14 protein-coding genes are annotated in these 15,157 nt (G+C 42.8%); 4 read left to right on the forward strand and 10 right to left on the reverse strand.

Translation table 11 applies throughout. The features are described from left to right. Nucleotides 1-37: 37 nt before the first annotated feature. The 3 genes from Q0C29_RS04725 to Q0C29_RS04735 all read right to left on the reverse strand — a co-directional run bounded on the left by Q0C29_RS04725 (nucleotide 38) and on the right by Q0C29_RS04735 (nucleotide 4,018). The gene (locus Q0C29_RS04725; RefSeq protein WP_291999507.1) at nucleotides 38-1,387 is read right to left on the reverse strand and encodes a signal recognition particle protein Srp54; all 1,350 of its coding nucleotides are present in this window, start codon (nucleotides 1,385-1,387) and stop codon (nucleotides 38-40) included. 7 nt (nucleotides 1,388-1,394) lie between these two features. Next, the gene (locus Q0C29_RS04730; RefSeq protein WP_291999508.1) at nucleotides 1,395-2,357 is read right to left on the reverse strand and encodes an ATPase domain-containing protein; all 963 of its coding nucleotides are present in this window, start codon (nucleotides 2,355-2,357) and stop codon (nucleotides 1,395-1,397) included. A 95-nt stretch (nucleotides 2,358-2,452) separates the two neighbouring features. Next, complete coding sequence (locus Q0C29_RS04735; RefSeq protein ID WP_291999639.1) at nucleotides 2,453-4,018, reverse strand: PINc/VapC family ATPase; 1,566 nt, start codon at nucleotides 4,016-4,018, stop codon at nucleotides 2,453-2,455. A gap of 687 nt (nucleotides 4,019-4,705) precedes the next feature. Between Q0C29_RS04735 and tmk the strand changes: the two genes are divergently transcribed. Beyond that, nucleotides 4,706-5,320 (forward strand): dTMP kinase, encoded by a 615-nt coding sequence (gene tmk, locus Q0C29_RS04740; RefSeq protein WP_291999509.1) that lies wholly within the window; start codon nucleotides 4,706-4,708, stop codon nucleotides 5,318-5,320. Here the strand turns inward: tmk and Q0C29_RS04745 are convergent. Continuing rightward, on the reverse strand, nucleotides 5,243-7,435 hold the full coding sequence (locus tag Q0C29_RS04745; RefSeq protein WP_291999510.1) for a hypothetical protein: 2,193 nt from the start codon (nucleotides 7,433-7,435) through the stop codon (nucleotides 5,243-5,245). The two genes, tmk and Q0C29_RS04745, sit on opposite strands and share 78 nt — an antisense overlap. Beyond that, nucleotides 7,371-8,240, reverse strand: a complete 870-nt coding sequence (locus tag Q0C29_RS04750) for an ABC transporter ATP-binding protein (protein ID WP_291999511.1) — start codon at nucleotides 8,238-8,240, stop codon at nucleotides 7,371-7,373. The genes Q0C29_RS04745 and Q0C29_RS04750 overlap by 65 nt, the downstream gene beginning before the upstream one ends. Nucleotides 8,241-8,356: 116 nt before the next feature. Here Q0C29_RS04750 and nuoH point away from each other — a divergent pair, with 116 nt between their 5' ends. The 3 genes from nuoH to Q0C29_RS04765 are packed head-to-tail and all read left to right on the forward strand — an operon-like array spanning nucleotide 8,357 to nucleotide 10,156. Beyond that, a complete protein-coding gene (nuoH, locus tag Q0C29_RS04755; RefSeq protein ID WP_291999512.1) occupies nucleotides 8,357-9,442 on the forward strand; it encodes an NADH-quinone oxidoreductase subunit NuoH in 1,086 nt (361 codons plus the stop codon). Between the two features lies 1 nt (nucleotide 9,443). Beyond that, entirely contained in the window at nucleotides 9,444-9,944 is a 501-nt protein-coding gene (locus tag Q0C29_RS04760) for an NADH-quinone oxidoreductase subunit I (protein ID WP_291999513.1), read from the forward strand. 2 nt (nucleotides 9,945-9,946) lie between these two features. Then, nucleotides 9,947-10,156 (forward strand): hypothetical protein, encoded by a 210-nt coding sequence (locus Q0C29_RS04765; RefSeq protein WP_291999514.1) that lies wholly within the window; start codon nucleotides 9,947-9,949, stop codon nucleotides 10,154-10,156. 19 nt (nucleotides 10,157-10,175) lie between these two features. On the opposite strand, the gene Q0C29_RS04770 is transcribed toward Q0C29_RS04765, so the two are convergent. The 5 genes from Q0C29_RS04770 to Q0C29_RS04790 form a co-directional block, all read right to left on the reverse strand. Next, nucleotides 10,176-11,369 carry a citrate synthase/methylcitrate synthase gene (locus Q0C29_RS04770; protein ID WP_291999515.1) on the reverse strand — a complete coding sequence of 398 codons (1,194 nt, stop codon included), beginning with the start codon at nucleotides 11,367-11,369 and terminating at the stop codon, nucleotides 10,176-10,178. Between the two features lie 40 nt (nucleotides 11,370-11,409). Continuing rightward, nucleotides 11,410-11,961, reverse strand: coding sequence for a hypothetical protein (locus Q0C29_RS04775; RefSeq protein ID WP_291999516.1), 552 nt, complete (start codon nucleotides 11,959-11,961; stop codon nucleotides 11,410-11,412). Nucleotides 11,962-11,994: 33 nt separating this feature from the next. Further along, nucleotides 11,995-12,615, reverse strand: coding sequence for a 6-phospho-3-hexuloisomerase (gene hxlB, locus Q0C29_RS04780; RefSeq protein ID WP_291999517.1), 621 nt, complete (start codon nucleotides 12,613-12,615; stop codon nucleotides 11,995-11,997). A gap of 71 nt (nucleotides 12,616-12,686) precedes the next feature. Then, nucleotides 12,687-13,133 (reverse strand): adenosylmethionine decarboxylase, encoded by a 447-nt coding sequence (speD, locus tag Q0C29_RS04785; RefSeq protein ID WP_291999518.1) that lies wholly within the window; start codon nucleotides 13,131-13,133, stop codon nucleotides 12,687-12,689. A gap of 115 nt (nucleotides 13,134-13,248) precedes the next feature. After that, nucleotides 13,249-15,057, reverse strand: coding sequence for a hypothetical protein (locus Q0C29_RS04790; protein ID WP_291999519.1), 1,809 nt, complete (start codon nucleotides 15,055-15,057; stop codon nucleotides 13,249-13,251). Nucleotides 15,058-15,157: the final 100 nt, after the last annotated feature.

Genomic DNA, 15,157 nt, shown 5'->3' on the forward strand with positions numbered 1-15,157 from the left:
AGAAGGTTTCCGGAATGAGGAGTGATTGGTTCACCCCTTACTGACTCTGATTGATGTTGAACCTCTTGAATAGGCTTCCTAACCTACGTTGACTCTTCTTGAGGCTACTCATCATCCTGCTCATCTCATTATAGTACCTCAGTAGTTCCCTAACATCCCTTGGTGTTACTCCGGAGCCCTTGGCAATCCTCCTAATCCTTGATGCGTTGAGTATGTTTGGGTTGAGTAACTCCTCCTTGGTCATTGACCTTAATATTGATAGCCATTTCCTCATCCTATCCTGCGCACTCGTTAGTTGATCATCATTCAATTCCTTTAACTGAGGCATTAACCCCATTGGGAGCATTTGAAGAACCCTACTCAATGGCCCAAGCTTACCCATTGCCTCAAGCTGCTTCATTAGTGTTAGCAGAGTGAACTTACCTGTCTCAATATCCTCAAGAACCTCTTCCTCCTCCTCCATTGCCCTAACCTTATCCAGTAGTGATTCCACGTCCCCCATGCCCATTAACCTAGCCACAAACCTCCTTGGGTTGAAGACCTCAATATCCTCAATATCCTCACCATTACCAATGAACTTAATCCTAGCCCCAGTCCTAACAGCGGATACGAGAGCCCCACCCCCCTTGGCTGTACTGTCAAGCTTAGTTATGAATATTGAATTAACTGGAACATACCTACTGAATGCCTCAGCCTGAGCCCCAACCTGCTTACCGTTTGTTGCATCAACCACAAGCATTACTTCATTAGGTTTCACAACATTGTAAATCTCCTTAACCTCACTGAGAAGCTCCTCCTCATTCCTATGCCTACCAGCGGTGTCTATTATTATTAACTCAGCCCTACTGGCCATCATCTTGCCTAAGCCAACCTTAGCAATGTTAACCGCATTACCTAGGCTTGGGTCACCGAAGAACATTGCCTTAACCTTCTCAGCCAATTGCCTCAACTGGTCAAAGGCCCCTGGCCTAATTGTATCAGTCTCAATTAACCCAACCTTAAGCCCCCTCTTAATGTAGAAGTTAGCCAACTTACCTGCAGTTGTTGTTTTACCACTACCCTCGGTTCCCACCAGCATTAAGATGTAGGGCTTAGTCTTAATTTCAACATCAGGCTCCTTATCACCACCCAGTAGGTCAGTGAGCTTCCTGTATAGTAAGTAAACTAAGTAGTCCTTAGCCGTTAACCCTGGGGGAAGCTCCTTAGCCTCCTTAAACTCCTCCTCAATGCTCTTCGTTAATTCATAAACCAACTTAACGTCCACGTCAGCCCTTATTAAGGCCCTCTGCAAATCCCTCAGTATGCTCCTCAGGGTTTCCTCATCAATTAAGGTTGAACCCCTAATCCTATTTATTATACCGCCTATTGCATCCATTAAGTCTCTCATTAATCAATCACTGGGTTGTGTATGGGTAGTAACTGTACTGGTACATGCTTTGCTGAACATACCTAAGCACATCAGTTAACGTACCCCTTATGATTATTCCCTCCCCTCTTTGAATCTCGTAGACAAGCTTCATGGGTGATATGGGCATCCACCTCATTTTCCTAATGTACATTACCCTAAGTATCTGGTGCGTGATGGGTTCCTCGAAGAGTTGGAGAATAAGCACACCACCAGCCAAGTACTCCTCAACACCAAACCTACTAACCTTAGTTGCTTCACCAGTGGGTATTTCTGATGTTAAAAGCGTGGTGGTGTCCTTATAGCGCTTAAGCTGGAAGACCAACTCCCTCAAGTACTCCCTAACCCATAGTAGATCCTGGTGCCCCGTTATTATTAATGGTGCTATGGGATCGACAACAACCCTCTTAGCCTTATTCTTCTGAATAACGTCAATAATCATCCTAGCCACATCCTTAGGATCAAGTGAAAGGGTGGTGCCCTCCTTAGAGTAGAGTTTAAAGTGGGTCCTGAAGTCATATATTATAACCCTATTCTGCTTCTCATAGGCATCAAGATCCCAACCTAAGGCCTCGTAGGCACCCCTCTTAACATCCTCACTGGGTTCATCAACACTAATGTATATTCCTGACTCCCCAATGTCTGCCCCAGTCTTAAGGAACTTAAGGCTGAATATTGTCTTGCCTAAGCCTGCCTCACCAGCAATTAAGTAAACCTCACCCCTCTTGAGGCCGCCGTAAAGTAACGCATCTAAGTAGGCTATGCCGGTGGGAGCCTTATTAGCGTACATGCTGTACTGCATTTGGGCAGTGTAGTATTGGGTTATGTCGAATGGGTAAGTTTGGTTACTGTAATTATTACCACTATAAGTGTTGTAGCCTCCATAGTCATACGCATAGTATGCATACTGCGACGAATCTGCAGCAGCATCATTCTCCTTTCTTAAACCCATATGCCCTAAACCCTAGGTGGATATTTATACTTTTACCTTGAATCCACCATTAACTCGAATAATTGAATGGCCTAGGCAATGAAGGCTTAGTTTAATCACTGCCTAGGCTCAATCCTAACATCAACCCTGAACCTCCTCTTAATCCTACCTATCCTGGGCAGGCTCTTAGATAACACTAATCCATAGTACTCCTGCGGAACCTTAATAACTAGGGCATCCTCCCTTGGCTCCACGATCACTTGGTCAAGCGGCACATACTTACCGACAACTTTAAGTAATTGATTCATAGCCCTCTTATTAACCTCCACGCTCCTCCTCCTTAAGGGTACTACGAAAGTCTCCTCACCGAAGACGTAGACCTCATACTCAGGCTCCTCAGTTATGAAGTCTTTAACAACCACAACTGGTCTAGCTAAGTCCTCCTCCTTCAAACCTGCAGGTATCTTAACAGTCATCTCCAGTGAGTAAACCTTACTAACAGTCCCCTTATCTATGAAGATCACGGTATCCACTATTGATGGCAACATGCCTAACTCAACCCTACCTATGAACCTTTGGATTGAATCTATGGGTGAAGTTGCGTGAATAACACCAACCATACCTATCCCAGCTAACCTAAGGTCAACGTAAAGCTGAATATCAGCAGTATCCCTCATTTCATCAAATATCGTGTAGTCCGGCCTTGATAAAAGGAGTATGTCGTGAAGCTCCTCGGATGTGGCTAGGTTCTTAGAGAGCTGAGTGACCTGATCCGGTAGAACCATATCCCTCGGTGACTCAATAGTCTTAACCACCTTATTCTTGGATACGAAAAACTCGGCAAGCGCCTGGGCAAAGGTAGTCTTACCAGCACCTGGAGCACCCCCAATCAGTATTCCTTCAGCCCCCTTCTCAAGCCTCTCAATAACCTTGGGGTGCAGGTTATACTCCTCAACACGCTTCTTAACCAGGGGCCTAACGGCCGTTATCTCTATACCATCTGAGACTGGTGGGAACACGGCTACTATCCTAATATCCCTGTATTGAACTATGAGGGAGTGACTCCTCTTAACCTCAATAACAGCCCCATTACCGCCACTGTAGGCTGTGGAAATAACCTCCCTCACAAGCCTCTCCAAGTACTCCTTGGAGAGGACCTTATTATCCAGGTAAACCAACTCCCAGTTACCTGGGGAACCCCTCTTAGCCATGGGGAGCGTGTTCTCCTTAAGGTGTATTGACATTGTATCAGGGTACCTTTGGAACCACTTCTCAATTTCAAGCGCCCCAGTTCCCTTACCAATGTAAATGTACCTAACGCCCATTGCCTCGCAAACCTTCTTAACCATAGCATCACTCGTTATTAACACCGCCCCCAATTCCCTAGCGGTGCTTAAAACGAGACTCTCCGGGTCCTTTAAATCAGCAGTCCTAGGAGCAATGTCAACGTACTCCACGGTAACCCCCTCAATTTTAGAAGCCAGGTTGTGTATAGCAGCCACCTCCTCAAGCCCAAGTATGCCTAATGAGGAACCAACCTTAGCATCATCCTCAAAGTACTTAACTACACCAGTGTGTATAAGTAACCTACCCTTAAGTCCATTACTCTGTAGGTACTCCTTCAGAGACCCATCTAGGAAGACTGACATATCCGGAATATAGATTTCCCCAGCTGCAAGCATCAAGTACCAGTTAATGCAGACGCGCTGAGGCTTAAAAACTTATGAGTCGCATACGCCTCTTCAAAGGATTATTAAATTAACTACCGAACCCTACGCTTATGTAAAGGACTTACCACCTCAATAATGAAAGCCGCATCACCTCTATAAGGGTCCTCGAAAACTCGCCTTTAAAAGGCTAAGATACGTTATACAGATGGATGCATGGTGTTTAAGGTGTGTTCCCTTTGTTAAGATCCCCACGTTAGGAATTATCATAGGCATTATGAGGGGGATAATGCGTATTAATCATTGTATCACTCAGTCTTTAGGTCACTCATCATTAACTCAAGGCCTGCGTGGTTACATCACTCAGGTTAGGCAATACTGCATAACCTCTTATAGGGTTTTCCGTTTACTTTCCAGTTTAAGATCCTGCATACTTCATTTTTCCTCCTCCTAGCCTGAATTTTACTCCTAATCACAGTGATGGGAAACACTAGCCCCAAGCTTACTTTTTCATTAGTTTCTCTTGAACTCAACATCCTTATTATTTAATGAACCCTATAGTTAATGGGGCTTACATTCTATTGAGAATTCAGCTTTACTTAAGGCCTCACGAAAGCCTAATTAAACTCAATGCAATAGTCCCTAGTGCTGGGTCGGTTTGTTTAAAACCTAGTTTCCCCTCGTCCTCTTAAGGGGGCGTGAATGTGTATTTTGGTTGATGTGGAGGGCATTGATGGTGTTGGTAAATCCACTGTAATTAGGCTTACTGCAGATGAGCTAAGGAGGAGGGGGTACTTAGTTTATGTTACAAGTGAACCAAGTGACTCACCCATTGGCTTATTCATAAGGAAAAACGTGTTGGAAAGCAATCTTGAAGTGGAGCCAACTGCCTTAGCCCTTCTATTTGCAGCGGATAGGGTGGTTCACTACAATAGGGTTATAAGGCCTAAGGTTCAGGAGGGTTACATAGTTATTACTGAGAGGTACGTTGAATCCACGGTGGCGTACCAGGGTTCCCAGGGGGTACCTATTGAGTGGATAATGGAAATTAACTCAACGGTGGCTGAACCGGACCTAGTGATAATACTTAATGCACCATTAAGCACCGTTGCAGGTAGGTTAACTAGTAGGGGGACGCTTGAGTACTTTGAGAGGAACATTAGCTTCCTTAAGAGCGTCCAGGAGACTTACCTTAGGAGAGCTAGGGAGCGTAATTACCCAGTTATTGACGCGTCAAGGTTAATTAAAGATGTTGTTAATGATGTACTTACGCTTATTGAGGATAAGGCCCAGGGTAAGTGCAAGAACAATAATTAATAATCCATAAGCACCCCTGCTAATCCCCCTTATTGAACCACCTCCTCCACCAGCGTCCGTGTTAATACTAGTGATGTTAGATAGTACTGAGGAGATGTATTTAATGTTCAGGATTATGGGTAAATTAACTTCGCTGGTTTGCTCAACAACAATGTCCACAGTATAGGATGAGGAGGAATTAATAATGAGGTTACTTAAATACTGGTTATAAGTGCTTTTAGCGACCTCATAGTAAGTCTCATACGTGTCTAGTTCATTAATTAAGTTAACCTTCTGGTATTCAATGCTTTGATTAATAGCAAGACTGAAGAGTAAATACTGACCGGTTAAGTTAAAGTATATGCTCATTAGCTTAGCTGATGCGTTTTGAAGCTGTGAACTTGTTTGAATCAGTCCATTAGTGATGTTGGTTAAGTTACCGTATAGTGAGGTTGGTACCGCTAACGCCATGTTAAGCCTACTTAGCGTCGTATTAAGTGTGCTTGTTGTTGAGTTAAGTACGTTACCTAGGTAATTGAGGGCAATGTAGAGTGAGTAAACGCTTTGATTAGTCCTAACAAGGGTATTACTTATGTTGGTTAAGGCGATGACGATGGCAGTACCCCTAGTGTTCAGTTGGTACGCTAGTTCACTCAATTGCCTACTAGCCATTAATACACCCATCTCAGCGCCACTAACGTAATCCTCAAGTCTAAGCACCGTAACCCTCATGGCATCTACATCCTTAATTAACTTACCTAATTCACCAAGTATGCTAGCCTTAACTTCACTGTTTATGTTAAGTGAATTAACCTCATTATACAGTTTAGTTAAGTTACCTTGAACATAACCAAGGTACTGGTAATACCCGGCAAGTGTGGTGTTAGTAGCGTTAAGTATTGGTATTAACTCCATTAACGTGACGTTATACTGCTTAATTTCCCCATAAGCGTATACGACATCTGAAATTACCTCATATTGAAGATTAATTATCTCATTATTCAACTGCGTTAAATTACTCATTATTTGCTTAAGGGAGTAGGACACCATTGGGATAGTGTAGTTAAGCTTACTTAAAACACCATATTCAGCCTTCAACGCGTAGTTAACTTCATAGACCTGAAGCAGCAGTAGGCTTTCAATAACCCTAGTGGAATTCATGTAGTAGGCTGACTGCCTATATAGGGTGGCGGTGGTGTTAAGTAGGTATGATAATTGATACAAGTCATTCAAAAGAATGGTGGCGTTACTGCTTATAGGCCTTACGTAAGGTATATTGTTGAATTCCGTAAGTGTATTGTTTAATTGACCTATGGTTAACTTAAGGTAGTTCAAATAGTAGTATAAGTCTATTGACGAAGTGAAGGTTAATGAACCCAGGTTTATTGCACTCCAATTACCTGAATTAGCAATGATGAATGTTACGTTTAACCCAATGGAACCATTCCTCGGTAACTCACCAGACCAGTACGTATACTCCCCAGTACCAATACTCACCACGCCCGTGGGTGGTGTGGAGTAGTAGTAATTAATGCCGTTCTGAAGCGGTATGTACGCATTATAGGTTAGGGGTAGGCCTAATAGGTTTGATGCATTAATCAGCATTATGAGTTTAACACCAGGGCTGCCGTTTATTACTTGACTTGGGGTTGTTGAACCATTGATGAGGTACCTGAAGTTAATTACATAACCATTCACTAATGGGTTCTGAAACTCAACGTTGAGTGATATGGTCTCAAACGGGTTAATTTTAACATTCCAGTAAACCTCATCACCGCTCATTAAGTATCCACTTGAGGCGTATAATATTGATGAGTACGGTGGTAACCTAAAGCCCACCACAACGTTAATTGCCGATGAATTTTCGTTAATTAGGTTAATACCATAGTTAATATAGGATTTAACACCGCTGCTCGTGTAGTAGTTGACGTAATTAATAGTGTATGTTACTGATAATGACCCAGTAGCCTCAGCCACGTAGGCCATGTGAGCAAGTGCAATGGTCAATAGGGTAATCGTGATTAGCCATGGTCTGGCTTTAATTAAGGTGAAGTAGCTTGTGAATAAGGGCTTAATGCCTCTGATCCTCAATAACCTCTTCAAGCCTCGATATCTCCTCTTCAATTCTATCGGCATCATCGACTAATCTGCTGCGTCTCCTGGCTAATAAATCTATTTTAAGTCCTTCAACATAGTTCCTAATCATATCTCTCACATTAACGCCACTTACATTTATCCTCTCCACCACGCCTGTTTCATAGACTTTACCACCCCTAATGTTAATTATCCTACTGCCTATCTGCGCTACATCAGGGTTATGGGTGGCGATAACCATGGTTACACCAATTGTCTTATTCAACACATTAATGAGAGCCAGTAGCTTTGATGCACTGGCTGGGTCAAGGGCACCAGTGGGTTCATCCATTATTATTAAGCTTGGGTTAAGGGCTAGTGCCCTAGCTAAAGCAACCCTCTGCTGTTGACCACCCGATAGTTGGTTTGGGTAATGATTAGCGTATGGGGTTAACTCAACTAGTTCAAGTAAATACCTAGCCTTAGCCTCTGCCATTGCTTCATCATACATACCGCTCATTAACATCGGCATCATGACGTTTTCAATAGCCGTCAGGTTCTGGATAAGGTTATACTGCTGAAACAGGAAACCCACCTTCAGTAGCCTTAATTTAGCCAACTCATTTTCACTCATATCAGTGACATCAATCTCATTCAAGTAAACCCTCCCACTAGTAGGCTTGTCAAGCATACCCATTATATTGAGCAGTGTTGATTTACCTGAACCACTGGGACCCATTATAATGACAACCTCACCACTGTACACATTTAAATTGACATTGATCAACGCGTCAACGTATACGGACTCAGATATGTAGTATCTCTTGCTAACGTTAATTAACTTAACCACAGCATTGCTATTACTCATTATAACGCATCAGCGTTCTTGATATTATTAACCTTTTCGTCCCACTGAGCTAATTCATGATTGTTTGCGTTAGGTAAAGGGTTAATCCTTAAATATACAAGAGGAAAAGACCTTTCATGAGTTACCTAGAGCCCATGGTGCAGATACCATTCCTGCAGCCGTTGATAAACTTCCTACTTAAGGTACCTGTGATTGGGCCAATAGTGAACTTCCTACTATGGACACCTATCTTCGCTGTCTGGTTTGTTCCTGGTCTGGTTGGCTTATTCATACCGCTGATATTCGTCATATGGTGGGAGAGGAAGGCTGCCGCAAGGGTTCAATGGAGGTATGGACCACTTGAAATATCCAAGAGGATTGGTGGTGTTATACAACCAATAAGCGACTTAATAAGGTATACACTTCAGGAAATCATAATTCACCAGGAGGCTGATGAGGCTTACTTCCTACACATGCCCGTCTTCGGCTTCGTATTCGCGCTACTGCCAGTCCTATTCCTGCCCGCTGGGCCTAGCATTTACGCAATAAACACTGGCTACAATATACTGATAGCTGCGGTGCTCATATCAATATTCAACATTGTCATCATAGTGAGTGGCTGGGCCTCAACAGATAAGTGGGCCTACATAGGTACGGTTAGGGAGGCCTTCATGTATGCGGCCTATGAAATACCATTCATGTTATCAATAATAGCAATGATAATACTCTTCGGTACAGCTGACCCATTCACTATGGTTAATGCACAGGTTGCCCACTACATACCTGGAGCCATACTTAATCCTCTAGCCTTCATAGTTGCCTTCATAACCACAGCAATGGCCTCCTCCAGGTTTCCATTCGATATTGTTGAGAATGATACGGACATTGTTGTTGGACCCTTCACTGAGTACGGTGGTTTAATCTTTGGTTTAACCATGACCATGAGCTACGAGAAGACTTACGTAATGACTCTGCTACTCTCAATAGTCTTTCTAGGTGGCTGGAGTGGCCCATACATTGAACCACTAGGTGACTTATCGGCACCACTATGGCTTGGCGTTAGGGTGTTCCTAGTCATGATGTTCTTCTCATTCCTAAGGGCAGTGTACCCTAATTACAGGCTTGACCACGCCTTAAGGATGGGATGGCGCACACTACTTATTCTGTCAGTAGTAAGTGTTATATGGAGTATAGTTATTAGGCTAGTGTTCCCGGTGATTTAACATGGCTAAGAAGGTAACGCAACCCAAGGTTAACCCAGTGGCTGGACACTTAAATGCGTTAGCTGTCGGAGTGAAGGAATTAATTAAACCAACTAGGTTCACAATACAGTACCCCAGGGAGAGGAGGTGGGTTATTGATAGGTTTAGGGGTTTCATAATTAATGATGTTGAGAAATGCATATCATGCTTCCAATGTGCGTGGGCATGCCCAGTTAACGCAATATTCATGTATAGGGCACCCAACGGTAAGTACTACCCTGGAATAAGGTATGAGCAATGCATACTCTGCCACTTCTGCGTTGACGCTTGCCCAGTTGGTTCACTGCAGGGTACTACAATAAGTGACGGCGCATTCCCAAACCTAGAGTCAACAGTGTTTAAGCCTGAGGATATGCATAATCTACCTCAATGGGATGATGAAGCGGAGTACGTGGTTAAATATGACTTCGATGAGAACGGTAACCTTAAGATAATCCGAATGAGGAAGAGTGAGGTGAAGTAGATATGGTTAAGTGCCCAGTCTGCGGGAGGGATTACCAGAACACTCTCTCACTACTTAAGCACGTTAGGTTAAAGAGTAGGTATGATGAACCTCATAAAGCTCTTTGGTCGGAGTACGTTAAGTTTAAGAGCATTAATGATGGGTATGAGGACATGTTCACTGAAACCGACATATTTAGGGAATTCTTAAAACAAAAGAAGGTCTCCTTTTAACCCTACGCAGTTATTTAATTCACTTCCTTTGATCAATTGGGACATACTGAACGTCATGTGGCCCAACGTAGCACGCCCTTGGCCTGAATAACCTATGCTCATTCAAGTACTCTATTGCATGGGCTGACCAACCCACAACTCTGGACATAGCGAATATCGGCGTGTAATACTCGTACGGTATACCAAGCAGGTACATTGCTATCCCACTCCAGAAGTCTATATTGGGGTAGAGGCTCTTTGGCGCAAGCTTCTCTAAAACAACCTTCTCAACCTCTTCAGCTATCTGGTAATAAGTCATGTTACCCTTCTTTTCACTTAACTCCTTAACAAGATCCTTATATATCCTGGCCCTTGGGTCATAGGTCTTATAGACCCTATGCCCAACACCCATTAACCTCTTGCCCTCAGCAAGCAACTTCTCAACATAAGGCCTAGCATTACCTGGATTCCCAATCTCAAGATACTGCTTCATGGCTGCCTCATTAGCACCACCGTGAAGTGGCCCCTTCAATGCCGCTATACCTGCAACAATAGCTGAGTATAGGTCAGTCCAGGTTGATATCGCCACGTGTGTCGCAAAGGTTGATGCAGGAACTTCGTGATCTATGTGAAGTACTAGGTATAGGTCTATTGCCCTTGTGGATACTTCATCAGGTATTGAACCAAACATCATGTAGAGGAAGTTAGCTGAATGACTAAGATCCCTCCTAGGCCTAATAATCCCTAAACCCCTGCTAAACCTATAGTGGGCGGCAATTATGGTTGGGAAAACTGCGGCTAGTCTAATTGCTTGGTCGTAAAGAGCATCCTTGCTTAAGTCACCCGCCTTAGGGTCAAAGCCGGCTAAGGCTGATACAGCTGACTCTAGGACAAGCATTGGGTGAACCTTATTCTCGGCTAGAACCCTTATTATTGAGTAAACCTCCTCCGGTAAATCCCTATTGGCTGCAAGCTTTTCACTGAACTCCGATAACTCACTCTTTGTGGGTAACTTGCCGTAAAGCACCAGGTAGGCTGTTTCCTCGAAGTTTGAGTACTTGGCTAGGTCCTCAATCCTATACCCCCTATACCACAGTATTCCCTTCCTTCCATCAATATCACTTATTGACGTTACCTTGATTAGAACATCCTCAAGACCATGTATTATTGGCCCGCATGGAGACTCTATCACCTTTCCGCTTGTACTTATTTCAACCTTCTTAACAGACTCCATAGTTCCCCTAGTTGAATTTATGCTTAAAAAGCTAATTTACCTATAAATATAACACCTTAAGTGTAGAGAATTCGACAACCACATTACCTATGGCTTGCGAATTTAATGCCACAACGATAAGTCTACTTGTGGTTAAGCCAATACTATTGACTAATGCGCATTTGGGAACTATTATTTTATCTTCATAAGTATTTACGTATGCTTGAGTTGATTCAAATTCTACATTGTTTAAGGGTATTGCTAAACCCATGGGTACTTTAACGTTAACCCTAATGCACTTAAACCTACTCCTACCACCGAGGTAAGCCCCATATATGAACCCATTTGATGCTAGGAAACCCGCAACAGCCCTGGCTTGTTTATTTAAAATCCTGAAGTTAACCCCCTCTAGGCTTAACCTACCCTCATTAGATTCAAGACTATATTGGTAACCTAAGTCAATTGAAATAACCCAAGGTGCCTTGAGAAGTGGTATAACGTAAGTATTATCCTTTTTCTTAGCCTTGAATAACTTAATTAAATCATTTGGGTTTGAGTTGATTAGTTTCCTAAATTGCTCAAGGTCACCTAGCGTAATGGTTTCAATGCGCATATGGCTTTAGGTAATTTAAATTTATTAGTATTTCTATGGAACCTCTATGTTAGCATGCATATTTCTTAAATCCTCCTCAGTCTTATTCAACCTATGCATTAACTCCGCTATTACTGCATCAAGGAAAACAGTAGTGGTATCCTCAAATAATGTACCTAAGGGAGCGAGCGGTTCATGAAGCCCAAGTATTTGCCTAGCAAAGTAATCATCAATCCTGGAAACCTTAGTCCTACCTGGTATTACAAGAACCATATCAGCAATCTTAGCTAATGGTGAGTCAGGGTAACTAGTCACAGCAACAACCTTAGCCATCATGCGTTTAGCCGCATCAGCAGCTGCAACTACAATACTCGTTGTCCCACTTCCACTTATGGCTATAACCAAGTCCCCTGAGCCGACACTTGGCGTTATCGTTTCACCCAATACGTATGACTTATACCCAAGGTGCATTAGCCTCATGGCAAACCCCCTCGCAACTAGACCTGATCTCCCAGCCCCAACAACTAAAACCTTATTACCCCTATGGTAAAGCTTCTCAAGCTCGTCAATGAATTCGTTAACCTGATCGGGACGCATGACCTTTATAGCCTCTTCTATAAACCTACTTACCTCATTATACGCCATCATGAAGTATGGGGGGAAATCTAGATTCATTACTGAAGGGTTCTTTTTAAAAAATTTAAACATTTACCCTTTTTTAAAACAGGGGGTGGGGCGTCGTTAAGTTACTTTAAGTCATCACTAGGCTCTTCACCGTCATAAAGTGACCTATCACTAATATTGACACTATACTTCTTAGCCTCAAGTTTCTGCGCAATGTACTCAAAGGCCACCATGGGGTCAGTGTGTGGTCCACAGGTATAGACATCAACAGTCGCATACTTGTGCTCAGGCCAGGTGTGAACTGATATGTGGGACTCAGCCACAATAGCCACTACTGATAATCCACCGCTTGGCGTAAACTTATAGTAGAATAATGACACCACGGTGGCGTTAGCCTTTTCTGCAGCCTCCTTAACTATGTTTGTTAACTTGACTTCATCTCGAAGTATTTCCTCATTACAGTCATATAAATTACCGTACACATGGGTACCATAAACAACTGCCCCAATCCCCCTCACGTGCTTGGGAACTTCTTCTCCCAATGTGAGGGGATTGGTTTGGGTTCTCATTGCTGCGATTCTAGTGGGTTTTTAAACCCATTATATTTCCTCGCTTAAAAACTTTACCCCCAGTTTAACCCAATATCCCCTATATTGCATTCATGCGGCCAGCAATAACCTACTTTTAATCACCAGTAATTATCACGAAGTCATCCCCCTTACTGCTCCTGCCCTTGAATAGTTTAATCAGTAATGCTGTAATACCTATGATTACGAGTATAAGCAGTATTGCGGCTAGGTAATTCCAGTTAATGTAATATAATACGTTAATAGACGCTGAGTTACCTATTATTGGCACTGTATAGGAGCCGATTGCGGCATGTACTGTAACGTAATTGACGCCGATTGGAACACATATGGTGGCTGAACCATTAATGTTGAAGCTTAGGCCACCTGCATTAACGATTGCACTTATTGGTGAACCTAGAAGCCCAACTACCTTAACATTAATTACCCTTACTGGTATACTCACGTTCACGTTACTGGAATTAACCTTAACTATTGATGAACCTACCACGGAACCATTAATCATAGCGTTAATGAGTATTGTGGACCCATACTTAACATTACTTAAGGTAACCTTAAACACATTATTACTGCCATTTATTAAACGCGCAGATGAATTCATGGCTAATACTACATGACCACATGCAGACGGTAATTGAGTTAACATTACGCTTAAGTTCACTGTATGGAATAGTGGAACCTTAACTATGGTTGATGATTGATTTATAGTAACCATAAGCCTATAGTAACCTGAATCGCTTATAATAACCAGGGAGTAGACCCCTGGAACTAGGCAGGTATTATTCCTTAACATAGTGTATGCCCCATGGCCCAAAAGTAGGATTGTTGCATTCACAGGGTATCCATCAATGGTCTCAACATTAATTGAATTCCCAGTTATAATATTGTTTAAGTTAACCGTAGCCTTACCGTTAGCCAATCCGAGTATAATCAGGTTGGCCACAGGCTCATTACCTATGTATAAGGTTTCATTAGATGGAACCGTTACAGTGACACTCCCCTTACTAGCCTGGGTGGGTATTAGGAGATTACTGCACCATGGGTTCAAGGACACTGATGCCGTTGACTCAATCCAGTTAACTGATCCACTTAACTTAACTAACGATTGCCCAGGAATGAAGATAGGCACGGTGGTATCTAGCCTAGTTAATGAGCCTGCTAGGTTAATAGTGTAGTAGGCCGAGTCATTGCTTAAGATCGCTAAGCCACTCCAGGGAATGCCCACGGTGGCTGGTATTGAATAAGTCGTGTTGACTGAGTAATACACCGTGGCGTTATTAACCCTGAAAGCTGGGTTAAATGTGTAGGATACGTAAACATACTTACTCATTACTATGGGTATACCACTGGCGTTAACAATGTACGTACTCTTATTGACCAGGAAAGTGAATGGGGACGCAGGCTTCACAGACCCCCCAATTACGACTAACCCAACCATAGTGTATAATGGGGTCAACCCAAGGCTAACCGTATTATTAATGGTGAGGATGCCGGAGCCACTGTAGCTGCCTGTAATTACCGGTCCCTTGTAAAGGTAAAGCACTGGGGGTATCTTCATGTAGTTGGCGATAGTTACCATTAATCCATAGGTGCTTCCGCAATTAACCCAAGTGCTTATGAATTTAGGAGTGTTCAAACCCATTACTGGGGTTATTGACCCATTACTCAGCACTAATGAGACTGATGATAAACCCAACTGTGACCTTGGGTCAATTACAAGGGTTAAATTAACAATGCCATTACAATCCAACGGTATTATTGATGATCCATTAACAGGCAGTATTACTGGAGTTGGGGAACCATTAATGTACATCAACCCATAATTAACAATATAGTTAGGTGCAGCTACCAATACAGGCGCCATAACCATCAACACCACTAGGAATACAATAAACTTCCTCATCACGGGGATGTCTTTTTATCCTGAAACTATTTAACCTATTGTTTACTAATAAAGTAAGTACCACTCATGGAGGCTTAATTACTTCACCCCCATGTGCCTTAAG

The organism is Caldivirga sp. (assembly GCF_023256255.1).
GTDB lineage: Archaea > Thermoproteota > Thermoprotei > Thermoproteales > Thermocladiaceae > Caldivirga.